Below are 17,165 nucleotides of genomic sequence, written 5' to 3'. Positions count from 1 at the left end.
CTAGAAATAGAATTATACACTTGGGCAATCGGCAACGGTTGGAGAGTAAAAACAATGCGTTTTAAAACGTCCGGTGTTCCATTGGTTATACCACTGAGGAGGACAATCGCCACCCGGATCAAAAAACCATAAGGAGCGTTCGCCGGGACTAAAACGTTCCCCATTAATAACGCGTCTTGCTAAATTTCGATCCTGTTCACGGGCACGTTGATAAAAATAAGATTGGGTTGTTGCCACAAACCCACCTGGTTTTTGGAATACCATCTCTTCCAAATTACGAATATTACGAAAATCTAAGCAATCGGCAAGAACCCGGTTCACTCCAACATTACCAACCAATAACATACCGAGCTGACCATCCCCCTCAGCTTCCGCACGCATTAGCCTTGCTAGTAAATCTAGTTGCCTTGAAGTGGACTTAACTACTGCCAACGCATCACCTCCTATATATACACTATGTTCGGAACGGAGAAATGATACATATCGCGAGGAGAGAGGAAAAGAAAGAAGACCGCAGTGGTGCAGTCTTTCTTAAGCAATAAGGAAGTGATTACTGAGAAAAGAGAGGCTGGTCGTGACGTCAGTCACGGCCCAGCCTCTCCCAAAAATTAAACGGTAATAATATATAGCAACAGTTTTTTTACCTTAAAGGGCATTCGTTCTTTTCATTAATCTTTAAATGTTGAAAAATTCTACTCGTTTTTCGCCTGCTAAAATGGTACCAATAAAGAATGAACCAAATTCCGCATAACGAGCACTTACTTCATCAAAACGCATTTCGTACACTAACTTTTTAAATTGAAGCACATCATCCGAGAATAATGTTACGCCCCACTCGAAATCATCAAATCCGACAGAGCCAGAAATGATTTGTTTTACTTTACCAGCATAACCGCGACCGATTTTTCCGTGGCTCGCCATAAGAGCGCGACGATCTTCCATAGAAAGCATATACCAGTTGTCTTCACCGTTACGACGCTTGTCCATTGGATAGAAGCAGATATATTGTGAACGTTGAAGTTCCGGATATAAACGAGCTCGTACATGTGGATTTTGATATGGATCTTCCGTAGATTCTCCAGCTAGGTAGTTAGATAATTCTACAACTGATACATAAGAATAAGCAGGAATTGTAAAGTCTGCAATCGTTAATTTATTGAATTTCGCTTCGATTTCTTGAAGTTCGTCTATTGTTGGACGTAGAGTCATTAACATGAAATCTGCTTTTTGACCGACAATCGTGTAAAAAGCATGTGCGCCTGTTTTTGCGTCATCTGCTTGTTGAAGTTCGTCTAAAAATGCCACAAATTCATCTGTTGCTTCTTTGCGAAGTTCTGGATCTACTTGCTTCCAAGATGCCCAGTCCATTTGGCGAAAATCATGTAAAACGTACCAGCCGTCTAGTGTAATTGCTGCTTCATTCATTTTATCAGACACTCCTTTTATATAAGAAATTTACATCTTTAGTTTATCACAAGAAAAGATTCTTATCTCGTAATGACTTCGATATTGCATGACAATATGTGACAAAGTCGTGTATGCTTGAACTAATGAAAACAGTAGAGCAATCGTTAGATTAAGGAGTAAGAAGTATGTCACATATAGAATCATTACTACAGCACAAAGTTTGGCGATTTTGGGATCAATCGCTAAGTGGTAAAAGTCGCTCCGCATTGGAGTCATTTGCAGCGGACGATCTTCTTTGCCATTTAGTTGGACAAGGTTTGTCGCCGGCAACTGTTCGAACATGGGTGCATGATCAGACAGTTGTGTTAGGTATTCAAGATCACCGATTACCATTCGTAGAAGAAGCACAAGATTTTCTACGTACACAAGGCTACATACCAATTGTACGAAATTCGGGGGGCCTTGCAGTTGTATTGGATGAAGGAGTGCTGAATATTTCCATCGTATTGTCTGAACAAGCGCAGTCGGTTGATATTTCCGCGGGTTATGACGTAATGCTTACTTTCATCCGGCTCCTATTTCCAGAAGCAGAAGGAAAAATAGAAGCTTATGAAATTGTCGGTTCCTATTGTCCAGGTTCATATGATTTAAGTATTGATGGCAAGAAATTTGCTGGCATATCACAGCGTAGACTTCGTCAAGGAATTGCTGTGCAAATATACTTATGTGTAGAAGGTAGTGGGAGTGAGCGTGCTGAATTGATTCGCCAGTTTTATGAAATCGGTGTGCAAGGGGAAGAAACGAAATTCAGCTACCCAGTCATAAAACCAGAAGTAATGGCGTCGTTAAACGAACTTTTAAATGCCTCTCTTACAGTTCAGGATATCGTCATACGGGTTCAACAGGTGCTACAACAGCTATCTACAAAAATAGTATCGCAATCCGTCACGCAAGATGAAATGGAGCTTTATCAATTTTATATGCAACGTGTTGTCGATAGGAATAAAAAGATGCTTACAAAGGAATAAGAAAAACCACCAACTGCATTACATAGTTGGTGGTTCTTTTGAAACTAGGTTTCCGTTTTTCTCCATTTGGAAAACAGGTACAGCTGGTACTTCTTCATCATTCAATGTAACAAGTCGTCGTGCGCGGTTCATAATTTGTACAAACTGCTCGTAATCTTGTTTAATCGCTGCATTTTCTTTTTCAAGTTTGGCAAGTTCAGTTTCTAGTTTGCGAATTTTCTCGTTTGATATAGAAGCTAAATGACGATATCTAGAAATATCTGAATCGCTATGCTGTAAACGAACGAGATAGGCAATAATAATATCGATTGATAAAGCAGAAACCGGAACTGATGTGGTGCGTTCGCCTTCTTCTTGAGGCTTGGCAAGATAAATACCGTTTCCTCTACGTCGATAATCTTTTCCTAATATACGTAGCTTTTCTTTTCTTTCTTTTTTTGCTTCCTTTAGTTCACTTTCATATTGATGGCGGACAACTGCATTCCAGCGAAATCCACATGCAGCAGCAGTTCGGTTTAATTCGTCACCTGCTTCTTCAAATGCATTTAGTTGTGTACTGCCTTCGCGGACGTGTCGTAACACCATTTCCGCTAACATTTCATCATTTTCTGTCATCCATGCGTCTTGTCTTATTTTTACCATATTGCTCCTCCTACCATGTTCATAGTTTCGTTACTCTATTAACATCATGGACAACATAGCGCTCTTTTATTCACGTAAAATACACTTGATAGCAATATATATTTTAAGATACAATGGCGTGTAGACTATTATCTAATCTAATTTAGTTGGTATAAGGACACCAACTAAATTAGATTAATGCCTCCGGCGGATGTCACAGATTTTTAAAAGGAGTGAATTGTGCGTGCACAATTCAAAATCTGGACGCAATTACGTCGAGACGTAATTGATGAAAGGGGTTGTGGACGAATGGCAAACCATTTCCGAGTTTGCGATGAGTGTCAGGCCGTCAATATAAAAACATTAATTCCAAAGCTTAAAATAATAGATCCAGAAGCAGAAATTGAAATTAAAGAATGTCAATCCTACTGCGGACCGGGACGAAAAAAGACATTCGCATTCGTGAATAACCGTCCTGTTGCAGCTTTGACAGAAGATGAATTAATGGAAAAAGTACGCGCCAAACTAGAAGACTAAACAGAACTTTTGCCGCCTTACCACAAGCGGTTTTTTTCTTTATAATGAAGGATAAATAACATTTAACTTCACGGAGGTGGGCAAATGAGCTATGCAACGCAGAAACTAGCAGAAGAGAAAGTGTTTAAGGATCCGGTTCACAGATACATTCATGTTCGGGACCAAGTCATTTGGGACGTCATCGGCGCAAAGGAATTTCAACGACTTCGCCGCGTTAAACAACTTGGAACTACATATCTAGTTTTTCACGGGGCAGAACATAGTCGCTTTAGTCACTCTCTAGGAGTTTACGAAATTGTCCGTCGTATTGTGGATGATAGTTTCAATGGCCGACCCGAATGGGATGCCTCTGAAAGACTTTTAGTTTTATGTGCAGCACTTTTACATGATTTAGGACATGGACCGTTCTCACATGCTTTCGAAAATGTGTTCAATCTAGATCATGAGGAATTTACAAGAAAAATATTACTTGGGGAAACCGAAGTAAATGAAATATTAAAGAGGGTAAGCAAAGACTTCCCGCAAAAAGTAGCAGACGTTATTGCAAAAACCTATGGAAATAAACAAGTCGTTAGCTTAATATCCAGTCAAATCGACGCCGATCGTATGGATTATTTACAGCGAGATGCCTACTTTACAGGTGTAAGCTATGGCCATTTTGATATGGAGCGAATTCTGCGTGTCATGCGTCCTAGGGAAGATCAAATCGTCATCAAATCTAGCGGTATGCATGCAGTGGAAGACTATATTATGAGTCGCTATCAAATGTACTGGCAAGTATATTTTCATCCTGTTTCCAGAAGTGCAGAAGTGATTTTAACGAAAATCTTACATCGTGCAAAAGCTTTAAGCAAAAGTGGGTATGATTTCGCACAGCAGCCAACTCATTTCCAAGGCTTTTTCGATGGCACATTCACGTTAAATGAATATTTAGCTTTAGATGAAGGTGTCTTAATGACCTATTTTCAGCTTTGGGTAAACGAGAAGGATCCAATCTTAGCTGATTTAAGCTATCGTTTTGTCAATCGTAAGCTATTCCAATATATTGAGTTTGACCTGGCAAAAGATTATATGAAGATGAAAGAGTTGGAGTTATTATTTAAAAAAGCGGGTATAGACCCAGAGTATTATTTAGTATTTGATTCGTCATCGGACTTACCATACGATTTTTATCGTCCAGGGGAAGAGGGAGAACGAATTCCTATCCATTTACTCATGCCATCCGGAGAAATTAGAGAGCTTTCCCGTGAATCGGAAGTAGTAGAAGCGATTTCAGGAAAACGTCGAACTGATCATAAATTATATTTTCCAGAAGACTTTTTAACAGAAGACGGAAAGAAAAAAGCGTTAAAAAAACAAATATTAGATCTGTTGAAATAAAGGTGGGGGCTAGAATTGCTAGAAGAACATGCTAAAATCATACAATTTATCGGAGCAGCAGACGGAATAACTGGCAGAAAAAAACTGCAAAAAATGGTGTACATCGCTAAAAAGTTAGACTATCCATATAAAGAAAAGTACGAGTTTCATGTATATGGTCCATATTCGCATGAGCTCACATTGCGAGTGGAAGAGCTTTGCAATATGGGATTTTTACAAGAAGACAGACAGGATAAAGGGTCATACGTCCAATACAAATACCAAATGACGGACGCAGGGGAACATTTCACGCAAATGGCACAAGTGGAAGAAGCAGCACCAGCGCTAGTCGAATGTATTTCGCAAATGAAAAACAAAAGCTCTCGCTTCCTAGAACTCGTCTCAACTCTATTGTTTTTCGACCATCTTCCAAAAGAAGAACAAATCGAAAAGCTCCACGCTGTGAAAGGGAAGTTAAACTTCACAGAGGAAGAAATTGCAGACGCATACGAATTTGTCATGCATTTAATGAACATGAGAACTATCCACTAGGGGATGGTTCTTTTTTTGTGGAAGAATAATCCTAAACGAGACAAAACAAGCACCGAACGCGACAAACCACTTACCTAATACGACAAAGCCAAAAAGGCCCTTTGCTAAAGCAAAGAGCCAACTCCAAAATTATTTATCACTAAATAACTTCCCAGCAACACCGTAATGATTTTTGGGCATGTCCTCGATAAACACGACAACATTTTCAGCTGGTGCGTTCACTGTTTCTGAAACTGCAGCTGTTACTTTTTCTACTAAAGCTCTTTTTTGCTCTTCTGTGCGACCTTCTAGCATTTTTACTGTTACATATGGCATTTCATTTCCTCCTTTAGTGAAATTTTCTGTATAGTAGTATCATAACATAGTGATTTGTAAAATAAATCAGATATATTCAAAATGAAATAGTGGATTATATACTTCATTCTCTTGAAAAACCAAAGTGAAAATGGAAATGCTGACATTAAAGAAAGGATGATTATAAATGAAATACTTCGCTGTTTTTTTACCAATGTTGAATCAGGAGAAGAGCATAGAATATCGCGCACAGCATCTTCAGTATTTAGAGCAAAAGCGTAATGAAGGCAAAATCATTGCCAATGGCCGATTTGCTGATGGTACTGGGGGATTAGTTATTTATCGAGTTGACTCAATAGAAGAAGTGGAACAACTCGCAAAACAAGACCCTTATGTGATTCAAGGAGCGAGAGGCTGTGAAATCCACGAATGGGATATGGACAGTGACTCAGCATTACTTCGGTAACGTGAAAAGTACAAGGGATTCGGGTATATAGATAAAAAGGCATCAAAAAATGAGCTTGGACTCACATTTCTCAGCTCATTTTTATATGCATTATTAGTCAACTTTTACCTGTTAAATAGCCTATAAGTGTATGAAGAGTAAAGATATTAAACCTTCCTTATTAACGCGCTCGATTTAGATACTTTTCACTCGACAACTTTCTGGACATGCGCGGCAACTTAGCCTGCTTTTCTATGCATTAACTTACGTTTATGATAAGATTAAGAAAAGTTTCAATCCTTGATGTATCAAGGGTTCAAGAAATATAATTCACTTTATGTAAGATGAAAATACTACATATCATAACAGAACGGAGGGAACTTTTGGATGGCAAATGAAGAAAAACCAAAACAAAAAATCGGCTTCACCATTATAAAAAATGATCCAACTGATGGACACAAAGGCTTCGGAATTGGTTCTCTATCTTTAGAAAATGTGTCTCCGGTTATTATCGACGTCGAAGAAGACGTTGCGAGAATTGAAATTGGTGCGATGCATGCGCGCAGCGACACTGAAAGAGGCATCAAGTTTACGACGAACCGCGAAGACTCAGAAGGCGGAAAACCGTATTGGCTAGTTTGGGTAACAATCGATTATAAGGCAGAAGGTCCTTACTATGCAGGGGTTACTGCATGCGAAATGGTTGTAAACCGTGAAAAACGCCGCGGCTACAAATTACTTGCAGATCACGTAAATCGAATGGATAAATCGATGAAACGCCACATTATGGTAGATTTTATGGATAATCGTTCCAAAAATATTTTAAGCGATTTTTTACAAACACATAACCGCGAAATGTGGGAACGTAGCGATGAAAAGCTACATAATGACTTGTCTGTAACTTCCAATTAAACAGTAACAATTTGGTATAATTTCGTAATGAGGTTGAATTCAAATCGAAAAGACAGTACAATTTACTTAAAGCTTACTTCACAGTAATGCTAGGACACTTAGGAGTCGTAAGTAGGCTAGGAAAGTGTAATCATTGTGAAACCCAATCCTGTAATTACATAATTTTGGCAGAACGCAACACTAAGAAAAAGCTTTCCATTACCTTTTATAGGTAATGGAAAGCTTTTTATTTTTGTTTTGGTTGCTCTAGGGAGAGAATTGGTTGCTTTGGTCATGAAACTGCTTGCTTTCATTCGCAAATGGTTGCCCTTATCCAATTACTTCCAATTAAGCATATTTCCTAACCAAGTTAACTCGTTATAAAGAGAACTGGTTGCTCTCACTCTTGCCCTAATCCATCCATTCCGACTCACTTCATTCTCCAAAAAACGAAAATGGGAATATGGACCATGGCGTTGTATCCTCACTATCAGATGCTTCGAATGTTTGCTGCTTCAATGTCGGATCTGTACATAGTTTAGTTGGAACATCTTCCTCTTTTAAATAGACAAGTCGTTGTTTTTCACAAGCGGAAGTAGCAATTCCACCAGTCTCAATATCCACAATAACTCCTCGAACTCCTTGGGGAGCAATAAACGGTTCTGATGGTAATCCTTGATGTGCTTTTTCCATAAATTCAATCCACACTTGCTTCGTTACTTGCCTTGCTTCTGCTTCACTCACCTGTTTTCCTTGGTCATAGCCATTCCAAACACCAGCAGTCAATTGAGGGGAGAAACCGATTAAATATTGATCGGAAATCGTCGTCCCGGATTTTGCTGCATATGGTCTCGTTTGTTTCGCACGAATAGCTAAGCCAGTTGCAGGAGAGTAATCATTAAAAGTGGGATCGAACATACCAGTTAGTAAATGAGACAGCAAAAAGGCATCTTGTTCAAGCAACACTTTTTTATCTTTCCTTTTATCTTTCTCTAAATCATAAATGACCTTGCCATTGTTATCAGTTATTTTCGTAATATAAGTTGGCTCTCTCAAAATACCTTTAGCCGAAATCGCGTTATATGCTTTGGTCATGTCCAACAAAGAAGCTTCCGATGTACCGAGTGCAGTTGCAGGCGTTTCATCGATGTCCATTTTGATATTAAACCGGTCAATCAGTTGTTCAAAAGGTTTATATCCAATTTGTTCAAGGGTTTTTACGGCATAAATGTTATCCGAGATAGCAAGTGCTTGTGCCATCGATATAGGATGCTCTGCAAACTTATCATTGACGTTTTTCGGCTCATATTCTTGTCGCCCGTTATCATAGGTGAAAATAGTTCGTTCACTTTTCATATAAGTCAAAGGAGTGAATCCATTTTCTAATGCCGAAGCAAATAATAATGGTTTTATCGTCGAACCTGGCTGCCTTTTCGCTTGTGTTACTCGGTTAAATGGACTTTCGCCGAAATCACGTCCACCGACCATTGCTGTCACGTATCCCGTTTTTGGCTCCAGGCTTACAAAACCAATTTGTAGCTCTCCTTCTGGCATCCACTTTTCGATCACCTCTTCGGCTGCTTGTTGGTGACTTCTATTCAAAGTGGTCTCGATGGTCCATCCACCTTCTTCAATTCGTCGACCTTTTTTCTGAAGAATTCCTGTCGCTTCCTTCCAAACCTCTTCTAAAAAGTAAGGAGCCGCTTTTTTCTTCACAAGCGAATCTTCCGTCTTTAACACATAATGCTCACTGACAGCACGTTCCCGTTGCTCGGCAGTTATAAATTGCTCGTTTTCCATTAATTTCAAAATTAGTTGTTGTCTGTTTACCGCTTTTTCCTCATCGACTAATGGGGAATAATAGGTAGGTCCTTTTGGGATTCCCATCAACAAAGCCGATTCTGCAAGTGTTAATTCTTTTGCACTTTTTCCAAAATAATATCGGCTAGCGGCTTCTACACCGTACATACCATGGCCAAAATAAACGGTATTTAAAAATCCTTCCAACAATTCATCTTTTTCATAGAAAACTTCTAAACGGTATGCATACAAAGCTTCATTAATCTTCCGAGTCCAAGACTTTTCATGCGTCAAAAATAGATTTCTAGCATATTGCTGAGTAATCGTACTTGCACCTTCCACTTTTCGCATCGCTTTTATATCCTTCAAAAGAGCAGAAGCAATTCGAGTATAATCAAACCCGTGATGCTTATAAAATTCCTGATCTTCTACAGCAATAATCGCGTCAGGAATAAATGGTGACATGTCCTCGAGGGAAACCCAGTAACGCCTTTGATCTTCAAATCGATCCCCAATCACATTTCCTTGGTCATCTAAAAAGACAGACGAAATAGGTACTTGGATAATAGGTGCACCAACGATTTGAGCGTAAACCCGGAGCGTAACAAGTGCACCAATTAATGCAAAGCTAGCAACGATACTTAGTAAGAAAACTCTTTTCATGCGTTTAGATCGAGTGGCTTTTTTCCGGTATTGTGCACGCCCCAATAAAATCTCCTCCGTCCTGTTTGGATGTTTTTTATTAGTATGAGAACAATAGATTCAAATTAAACGGAAAAAGAAAAAAGTATTGCACTTTTGTGAAAAAGCTCTATACTTTCTTTGTATTATTTTTTTGATACAATAAATACAAATGTATACTCAAAGGAGATAGATAGATGAGCGGATTTTGGTTTACTGAAAAACAAACCGAGAATTTTGGAATTACGATGAAGGTAAAACGTACACTTCACACGGAACAAACAGATTTTCAATTATTGGAAATGGCAGAAACAGAAGAGTGGGGCAATATGCTCTTTTTAGATGGCATGGTTATGACATCTCAAAAAGATGAGTTTGTGTACCATGAGATGGTTGCGCATGTTCCTTTGTTCACACATCCAAACCCTGAAAACGTATTAGTTGTTGGTGGCGGAGACGGTGGAGTAATTCGTGAAATTATGAAGCACCCGAAAGTAAAAAAAGCAACTCTTGTTGATATAGATGGAAAAGTTATCGAGTATTCGAAGAAATATTTACCGGAAATTGCATGTGAATTAGAAAACCCACGTGTTGAAGTTCAAGTAGGAGACGGCTTTATGCATATTGCAGAATCTGAAAACGAATACGATGTAATTATGGTAGATTCTACTGAGCCAGTAGGTCCTGCAGTAAACTTATTCACAAAAGGATTCTATGCTGGAATTTCAAAAGCTCTAAAAGAAGACGGGTTATTTGTTGCACAATCGGACAACCCTTGGTTCAAAGCGGATCTTATCCGACAAGTACAAAAAGATGTAAAAGAAATTTTCCCTATTACAAATATGTACTTAGCGAATATCCCGACGTATCCAAGTGGACTTTGGTGCTTTACGATCGGATCAAAAAAATACGATCCACTTCAAGTACCGGACGAGCAGTTCCACGAAATCGACACAAAATACTATACAAAAGAGCTTCACAAAGCAGCATTCGTATTGCCTAAATTTGTGAAGGACTTAGCAGGAGAGTAAGCCGATGCGATTTGATGAAGCTTATTCTGGCAATGTATTTATTAAAAGCAAGCAAAATTATGATGAAGCGCAAGCGGTTATTTACGGCATGCCAATGGACTGGACAGTAAGCTATCGTCCAGGTTCACGCTTTGGTCCGCAGCGTATTCGTGAGGTTTCGATTGGTTTAGAGGAGTATAGCCCATACTTAGACCGTGAGCTAGATGAAGTAAACTATTTTGATGCAGGAGATATTCCGCTTCCTTTTGGAAATGCATCAAAAAGCTTAGATTTGATCGCAGGTTTTATTCGCCAACTTATGCAAGATGGGAAAGTCCCTGTTGGCATGGGCGGCGAGCATTTAGTGTCATGGCCGGTTATGAAAACAGTAGCGGACAATTACAAAGATTTAGCGATCATTCATATGGATGCACATACGGATTTACGTGTGGAATATGAAGGAGAGCCACTTTCTCACTCGACACCGATTCGTAAAATTGCGGAATACATCGGTCCAAAAAACGTTTATTCATTTGGAATCCGTTCCGGAATGAAAGAAGAGTTCGATTGGGCAAAAGAAAATGGCATGCATATTTCGAAATTTGAAGTATTAGAACCATTAAAAGAAGTATTGCCAACGCTAGAAGGTCGTCCTGTCTATGTCACTATTGACATCGACGTATTAGACCCTGCACACGCACCTGGTACAGGAACAGTAGATTGCGGTGGTATTACTAGCCGTGAGTTACTCGCTTCTATCCATGCAATCGCAAACTCAGGCGTCAATGTAGTTGGTTTCGATTTAGTAGAAGTTGCTCCTATTTATGATTCATCGGAACAAACTGCAAACACTGCGTCGAAATTATTACGTGAAATGATTTTAGGTTGGGTGAAATAATTTAAAAACGTGATGTCCTTTTGGGCACACGTTTTTTTATGTTTTACCCATGTTTAGTTGTCATTATCATGCTTTTAGCTTTATAATAAAAAGGTTACATTAAAAATGTTAAGGATGAACGCAATGTCTCAACCAATTAAAAAAATAGTTAATATCCACATACAATCTACGATTCAACACCCAGCTGCCGCATTAGAAACATTTGATATCCAAACAATAGGCGAACTTACGATAAAAGGGAATCAACCTTATTTAGTTTACGAGGAAACGCAAAATGACAAAGCTGTTAAAACTACCGTAAAATTAAATGGAGATTCTGCATTAATTATGCGAAGTGGCGGCGTAAAAATGAGACTGCCATTCGTAAAAGAAGAGCTTCAAACAGGAAGCTATGATCCGGGTTACGGAACTATAATGATCACAACAAATACAAAACAGCTACAATTTGGAGATGGTAATTTCAGAGTGGAATATGAACTCTTGATAAACGAAGAAGTAGTTGGTACATATACATTAGAACTAATTTACACGGAGGCGAATTAAATGAACGCAGTAGAACAAGTACAACAATCGATTAAAAACGCATTACAACAAGCAATTGTGAAAGCAGATCTTGTAACAGAGGAACAAATTCCTTCGATCCATTTAGAAACACCCAAAGACAAAGCAAATGGAGATTACGCAACAAATATTGCCATGCAATTAACGAAACTTGCTAAAAAAAATCCGCGTCAAATTGCGGATGCAATCGTTGAAAACTTAGATATGTCAGGAACGATAATGGAAAAAATCGACATCGCTGGTCCAGGATTTATGAATATTACGGTGCGTAAAGATTATTTACAGGAAGTAGTAAAAGCAGTGCTTGTAGAAAAAGCTGATTATGGTCGTACTAAATCTGGTGCTGGCGAAAAAATCCAAGTCGAGTTCGTCTCTGCTAATCCAACTGGTGACTTGCATTTAGGACACGCGCGTGGTGCATCTGTTGGAGATTCCCTATGTAACGTACTTGATTTTGCTGGATATGATGTTTCCCGTGAATATTATATAAATGATGCTGGAAATCAAATCCATAACTTAGCAGTTTCTATTGAAGTACGTTATTTCGAAGCATTAGGTTTAGAAAAAGAAATGCCAGAAGACGGATACCGCGGACAAGATATTATCGATATTGCAGCGGATCTAGTAAAAGAGCATGGTGATAAATTTGTGAACATGTCCGACGAAGAGCGCTATAAAGCTTTCCGTGCACACGGTTTAAAAGTAGAGCTTGCGAAACTACAAAAAGACTTATCAGACTTCCGCGTAGGCTTTGATAATTGGTTCTCTGAAACATCTTTATACACAGATGGAAAAATTGAAGTAGCATTAGATAAATTAAAAGCAAATGGTCATATTTTCGAAGAAGAGGGAGCAACTTGGTTCCGCTCTACAACGTTTGGCGATGACAAAGACCGCGTATTGATTAAAAGCGACGGTTCTTTCACGTATTTATTACCAGATATCGCTTACCATGAAGATAAGCTAGTACGCGGCTTCGACCAACTGATCAACATTTGGGGAGCAGACCACCACGGTTATATTCCACGTATGAAAGCAGCGATTGAAGCACTTGGGTACGAGCGTGAAAAACTAGAAGTTTCCGTTATCCAAATGGTTCAACTGTATAAAGACGGCGAGAAAATGAAAATGAGTAAGCGTACTGGTAAAGCAGTTACAATGCGTGAACTAGTAGAAGAGGTAGGACTTGATGCAGTTCGTTACTTCTTCGGCATGCGTTCAGGTGATTCACATATGGACTTCGATTTAGACTTAGCAGTTTCTCAGTCAAATGAAAACCCAGTGTATTATGCACAGTATGCACATGCACGTATTTGCTCCATCTTACGAGCAGCTGAAACTCAACAATTAAAAGCTTCAACAGATTCACTTGATTTATTACAAAGTGAAAAAGAATTAGATCTATTGAAAAAAATCGGTGACTTCCCACAAGTGGTAGCAGATGCTGCAAAACTTCGTGCACCTCACCGCGTCGCAACCTATATCCAAGAACTAGCAGCAACATTCCACAGCTTCTACAATGCGGATAAAGTACTCGATGCAGAAAATGTCGCATTAACTGGTGCTCGTCTAGCTCTAGTAACATCTGCTCGCCAAACAATTGCGAACGCGCTCCGCTTAATCGGCGTTGCTGCTCCAGAAAAAATGTAATATCGAACACTTCGACCTCGGTCGGAGTGTTTTTTTAATTAGAGGGAAAGGAGTACTAAATGGGGTAAAAGTAAAAAAGAGGAGAAATATATTCAAATTGTCGTTATTATCTCCATAGAGCTTTGGAAAGCACATTAGTCTTACTTTATTGTGAGAATCCAAGAACCAATAGTAAAGTTATGATCGAACGGCTCTTTTCATGGGTAATTCTATGAAGACACATTTGACCAATGTTCTTCTTGAGTCTGTACACTTCTCCATTCAGCCCGATTGTTCAAAAAGTCACAGACAGAGCACTATTCCTCATCGATCTATTCTCGGTCGACTCTTGACGACAGGTGTCTCATCTAACTTCACATCGAACATGTTCTGTAGAATCTGATTGTTGGAAAACTCATATTTGGAGTTTGTTATTATGTCATGCATATAACGAATAGCACCCAAATCATTTTTATTGTCTTACTGGAGATGCAAAGTATTAATTATCCAATATGATTCTATTTGTTAAGAAAAAGTTAAAAATATCACAAATTCAAGTCAAAATACTAAAAAAATAATATCTGAATAATCCGTATAATTAAAAAAACAGTATTAAGGGGAGGTTCAGATGAGATTGAAGAAACATTGGCTTGGTTTGGCTATTACTGGACTGTTGCTTTTAACAGGATGCTCTACACAGCTTTCGGCAGATGATGGATCATCTAGTAACGCGCAAGCGTCAGATGCAGATACGTTAATCATTGCACGTCTGTCAGATGCAGAAAACTTAGATCATCAATTTATGTCGACTATTAATGCGGCGAGTGTTACACATGGGAAGGTATACGAAGGATTAGTGGGGCGTGATAAAAGTTCTGAATTTGTGCCGCTTCTAGCTGAAAGTTGGAAACAAATCAGTGATACCGTTTGGGAATTTTCCCTTCGAGAAGATGTAACATTTCACGATGGAGAACCGTTTACGGCAGAGGCAGTGAAGAAAACATTCGAACGATTGTTAGATCCAAATGTAGGGTCGCCACGAGCGGGTGCTCTTTCTATGGTTCAAGAAATTAAAGCTGTTGATGACCATACTGTACAATTTATTCTTACTGAACCATATGCTCCTTTACTTTCTATTCTGGCGGGTCACGAAAGTGGAATCATCAGCCCTAAAGCAATTGAACGCTTTGGGAAGGAACTAATCAATGAACCTGTCGGTACTGGCCCATTCCGTTTTGAGCATTGGAAACCAGGGCAAGAAATCGTTTTAGTACGAAATGAAGAATATTGGGGCTCGGCTAGTAAATTAGCGAAAGTCATCTTTAAAGTAGTACCTGAAGAAACGACTCGTGTATCCATGATTGAGACCGGGGAGGCGCACGTTACAGAACCATTGTCAGTTACAATGATGGAGACAGTTGAAAATTCGCAGTCTAGTAATCTTTATAGAAGTGAAAGCTATGGTACGGAGTATCTTGGATTTAATGTTTCAAAGCAACCATTCGATAATGTACTTTTACGAAAAGCAGTTGCTCATGCAATTGAGGTTGATTCCATTCGAAAAGGAGTATTTAACAACGTTGGTGGAGTTGCTAATTCGCTTCTCGGATCTAAAGTGTTCGGATACGATGATACGATGCAGCCGTATAGCTATAATTTGGATGAAGCGAAACGTTTGATGGCTGAAGCTGGATATAAAGATGGATTGACGATTAAACTTACAACGATGGATAGCAAAGAACGTATTAACCTTGCTGAGGTGGTTCAATCTCAACTAAAAGGTATTGGTATTACAGTTGAAATAGAAGTTTTAGAATATGGTACGTTTGTAGATACGACGAATTCCGGTAATACAGAAATGTATATTTTGAGTTGGAGAAATGCCACTGGAGATGCCGATTATAACCAGTTTAATCTCTTGCATTCTAGTACACATGGACCGGGTGGAAATAGATTCTTCTACGCAGATCCACAAGTTGATGAATGGATTGAACAGGCAAGACAAGAGATGGATAGTGACAAGCGAGGCGAGCTTTATTCCAAAGCGCAACACAAACAAATGGAAGATGCTCTCTACATTCCAGTCCGTGTGATTGAAAACATGGCTGCGGTGCATAAAGATGTTAAAGGTTTCGATATCACCCCAGCGGGATATATCGATCTCTCAACAACTCGTATCAACAATTAACTACAGACAGGCTTCCTTGAAGCCTCTTTTCCATTTAGAGGAGGGTATTTTATGAAAGGTCTAAGAAATGTAAGAATAGAAAAAGGATGGAGTCAAGTTGATCACCAACGCGTAGAAACAGTTACAGAACTAGTGGATATTGAGTGGAAGAATGGTAAGATTGTCAAGATTAGCGAGACAACAGGAGATTCTTTAGCGGAAGGATGGCTAGATGCTGGTGGGAGATTGGCGTTACCAGGAATTTCTGAAAAACACGTACATTTAGACAAAACTTATTTCGGTATGCCATGGAAAGCGTGTATCCCAGCCTCCTCCGTATTGGAGAGAAGCTATATTGAAAAGTCAATACTAAAGAAAGCTGAACATACGTCAGAAAAAAGGGCAGAGAACTTATTTAAACATTTAATTTCGATGGGTGCCACTTCTATACGAACCCATGTGGACATCTATCCTGAAGTTGGTCTCTCTTTTTATAGAGAAGTAAAAAAAGTAACTGAGAAGTATCCTGAAATACAAACAGAAATCGTGGCATTTGCCCAACATGGTTTTCTTAACGACGATACAATCTCTGCCATGCGTCAGGCAATTGTAGAAGGGGCTGACTTTATCGGTTCTGTTGATCCGGCTACCGTGGATCAAGATATCGAAAAGTCCCTACGTACACTACTAGAAATGGCAGTAGAAGGTAACGTCGGTGTGGACATACATTTGCACGATCCTGGACACCTTGGAACGTATACTATTGAAAGGCTAGCAAAATTGACTTGCGAGTACGGACTTCAAGGGCGTGTTTATGTGAGTCATGCATTTGGGCTTGGAGATGTGCCGACAGAAGCTCTAGGTTCTGTTATACAGGCAATGAAAGAGGCGGAAATTCAAATTATTACAACAGTTCCTATTGGTCGAAACGCACCTCCAGTCGATTGGCTAGATAAACAAGGGATAGGTGTGTATCTAGGTAGCGACAATATTTATGATTCTTGGTGGCCGACAGGAAATGGGGATTTGGTAGAAAGATTAGGGAGATTGCTAGAAAAAAATCGCTGGACCAATGAAAAAGCATTGGCTGCGTCTCTCAAATTTATCACAGACGGTATTACTCCTCTCTCCGAACAAGGTGAGAGACTTTGGCCCTGTGTAGGTCAAGATGCTTCGATGATTTTAACTTCTGCTCAGTGTTCTGCAGAATTTATAGCACGACGCACACCTAGAGAGGTAGTAATCGCTAAAGGAGTACGTATGTATTAAGGAAAAGCCTTCTATC

Annotated in this window: 17 protein-coding genes; 12 read left to right on the top strand and 5 right to left on the bottom strand. The window is 39.2% G+C overall.

The genetic code is table 11. The features are described from left to right. Positions 1–12: 12 nt before the first annotated feature. The gene (locus FG382_RS05995; protein ID WP_142537997.1) at positions 13–432 is read right to left on the bottom strand and encodes a cell wall hydrolase; all 420 of its coding nucleotides are present in this window, start codon (positions 430–432) and stop codon (positions 13–15) included. 243 nt (positions 433–675) lie between these two features. Continuing rightward, complete coding sequence (gene hemQ, locus FG382_RS05990; protein WP_142537996.1) at positions 676–1,425, bottom strand: hydrogen peroxide-dependent heme synthase; 750 nt, start codon at positions 1,423–1,425, stop codon at positions 676–678. A 167-nt stretch (positions 1,426–1,592) separates the two neighbouring features. On the opposite strand from hemQ, the gene lipL reads away from it, so the two are divergent. Then, positions 1,593–2,435, top strand: a complete 843-nt coding sequence (gene lipL, locus FG382_RS05985; RefSeq protein WP_142537995.1) for an octanoyl-[GcvH]:protein N-octanoyltransferase — start codon at positions 1,593–1,595, stop codon at positions 2,433–2,435. A gap of 18 nt (positions 2,436–2,453) precedes the next feature. Here the strand turns inward: lipL and FG382_RS05980 are convergent, their stop codons facing one another. Continuing rightward, positions 2,454–3,077, bottom strand: a complete 624-nt coding sequence (locus FG382_RS05980) for an RsfA family transcriptional regulator (RefSeq protein WP_142537994.1) — start codon at positions 3,075–3,077, stop codon at positions 2,454–2,456. Positions 3,078–3,365: 288 nt separating this feature from the next. On the opposite strand from FG382_RS05980, the gene FG382_RS05975 reads away from it, so the two are divergent. From FG382_RS05975 to FG382_RS05965, 3 genes are all read left to right on the top strand, one after another. Further along, a complete protein-coding gene (locus tag FG382_RS05975; RefSeq protein ID WP_142537993.1) occupies positions 3,366–3,593 on the top strand; it encodes a YuzB family protein in 228 nt (75 codons plus the stop codon). A gap of 84 nt (positions 3,594–3,677) precedes the next feature. Next, on the top strand, positions 3,678–4,973 hold the full coding sequence (locus tag FG382_RS05970; protein WP_142537992.1) for an HD domain-containing protein: 1,296 nt from the start codon (positions 3,678–3,680) through the stop codon (positions 4,971–4,973). A 15-nt stretch (positions 4,974–4,988) separates the two neighbouring features. Further along, positions 4,989–5,504: a YwgA family protein gene (locus tag FG382_RS05965; protein WP_142537991.1), complete on the top strand. Its 516-nt coding sequence runs from the start codon at positions 4,989–4,991 to the stop codon at positions 5,502–5,504. Between the two features lie 129 nt (positions 5,505–5,633). Here the strand turns inward: FG382_RS05965 and FG382_RS05960 are convergent, their stop codons facing one another. Beyond that, entirely contained in the window at positions 5,634–5,819 is a 186-nt protein-coding gene (locus tag FG382_RS05960) for a 2-hydroxymuconate tautomerase (RefSeq protein WP_142537990.1), read from the bottom strand. 166 nt (positions 5,820–5,985) lie between these two features. Here FG382_RS05960 and FG382_RS05955 point away from each other — a divergent pair, with 166 nt between their 5' ends. Continuing rightward, complete coding sequence (locus tag FG382_RS05955) at positions 5,986–6,264, top strand: YciI family protein (RefSeq protein ID WP_142537989.1); 279 nt, start codon at positions 5,986–5,988, stop codon at positions 6,262–6,264. Positions 6,265–6,630: 366 nt separating this feature from the next. Next, positions 6,631–7,155: a YwhD family protein gene (locus tag FG382_RS05950; RefSeq protein WP_142537988.1), complete on the top strand. Its 525-nt coding sequence runs from the start codon at positions 6,631–6,633 to the stop codon at positions 7,153–7,155. Between the two features lie 414 nt (positions 7,156–7,569). Here FG382_RS05950 and FG382_RS05945 read toward each other — a convergent pair whose 3' ends face one another. Continuing rightward, positions 7,570–9,642, bottom strand: coding sequence for a transglycosylase domain-containing protein (locus tag FG382_RS05945; protein ID WP_142537987.1), 2,073 nt, complete (start codon positions 9,640–9,642; stop codon positions 7,570–7,572). Positions 9,643–9,812: 170 nt separating this feature from the next. Here FG382_RS05945 and speE point away from each other — a divergent pair, with 170 nt between their 5' ends. From speE to FG382_RS05915, 6 genes are all read left to right on the top strand, one after another. Continuing rightward, positions 9,813–10,646, top strand: coding sequence for a spermidine synthase (gene speE / locus FG382_RS05940; protein ID WP_142537986.1), 834 nt, complete (start codon positions 9,813–9,815; stop codon positions 10,644–10,646). 4 nt (positions 10,647–10,650) lie between these two features. Then, positions 10,651–11,523 (top strand): agmatinase, encoded by an 873-nt coding sequence (gene speB / locus FG382_RS05935; RefSeq protein WP_142537985.1) that lies wholly within the window; start codon positions 10,651–10,653, stop codon positions 11,521–11,523. A gap of 123 nt (positions 11,524–11,646) precedes the next feature. Then, entirely contained in the window at positions 11,647–12,066 is a 420-nt protein-coding gene (locus FG382_RS05930) for a YwiB family protein (RefSeq protein ID WP_170206463.1), read from the top strand. Then, the gene (argS, locus tag FG382_RS05925; protein ID WP_142537983.1) at positions 12,067–13,734 is read left to right on the top strand and encodes an arginine--tRNA ligase; all 1,668 of its coding nucleotides are present in this window, start codon (positions 12,067–12,069) and stop codon (positions 13,732–13,734) included. A gap of 607 nt (positions 13,735–14,341) precedes the next feature. Then, positions 14,342–15,901: a glutathione ABC transporter substrate-binding protein gene (locus FG382_RS05920; RefSeq protein WP_142537982.1), complete on the top strand. Its 1,560-nt coding sequence runs from the start codon at positions 14,342–14,344 to the stop codon at positions 15,899–15,901. 51 nt (positions 15,902–15,952) lie between these two features. Continuing rightward, positions 15,953–17,149 carry an amidohydrolase family protein gene (locus tag FG382_RS05915; RefSeq protein ID WP_142537981.1) on the top strand — a complete coding sequence of 399 codons (1,197 nt, stop codon included), beginning with the start codon at positions 15,953–15,955 and terminating at the stop codon, positions 17,147–17,149. Positions 17,150–17,165 lie beyond the last annotated feature (16 nt).

The sequence above is a fragment of the Psychrobacillus lasiicapitis genome (assembly GCF_006861795.1).
GTDB lineage: Bacteria > Bacillota > Bacilli > Bacillales_A > Planococcaceae > Psychrobacillus > Psychrobacillus lasiicapitis.
Note: the sequence above shows the minus strand (reverse complement) of the source record. Positions and strands in the feature narration are given on the sequence as shown.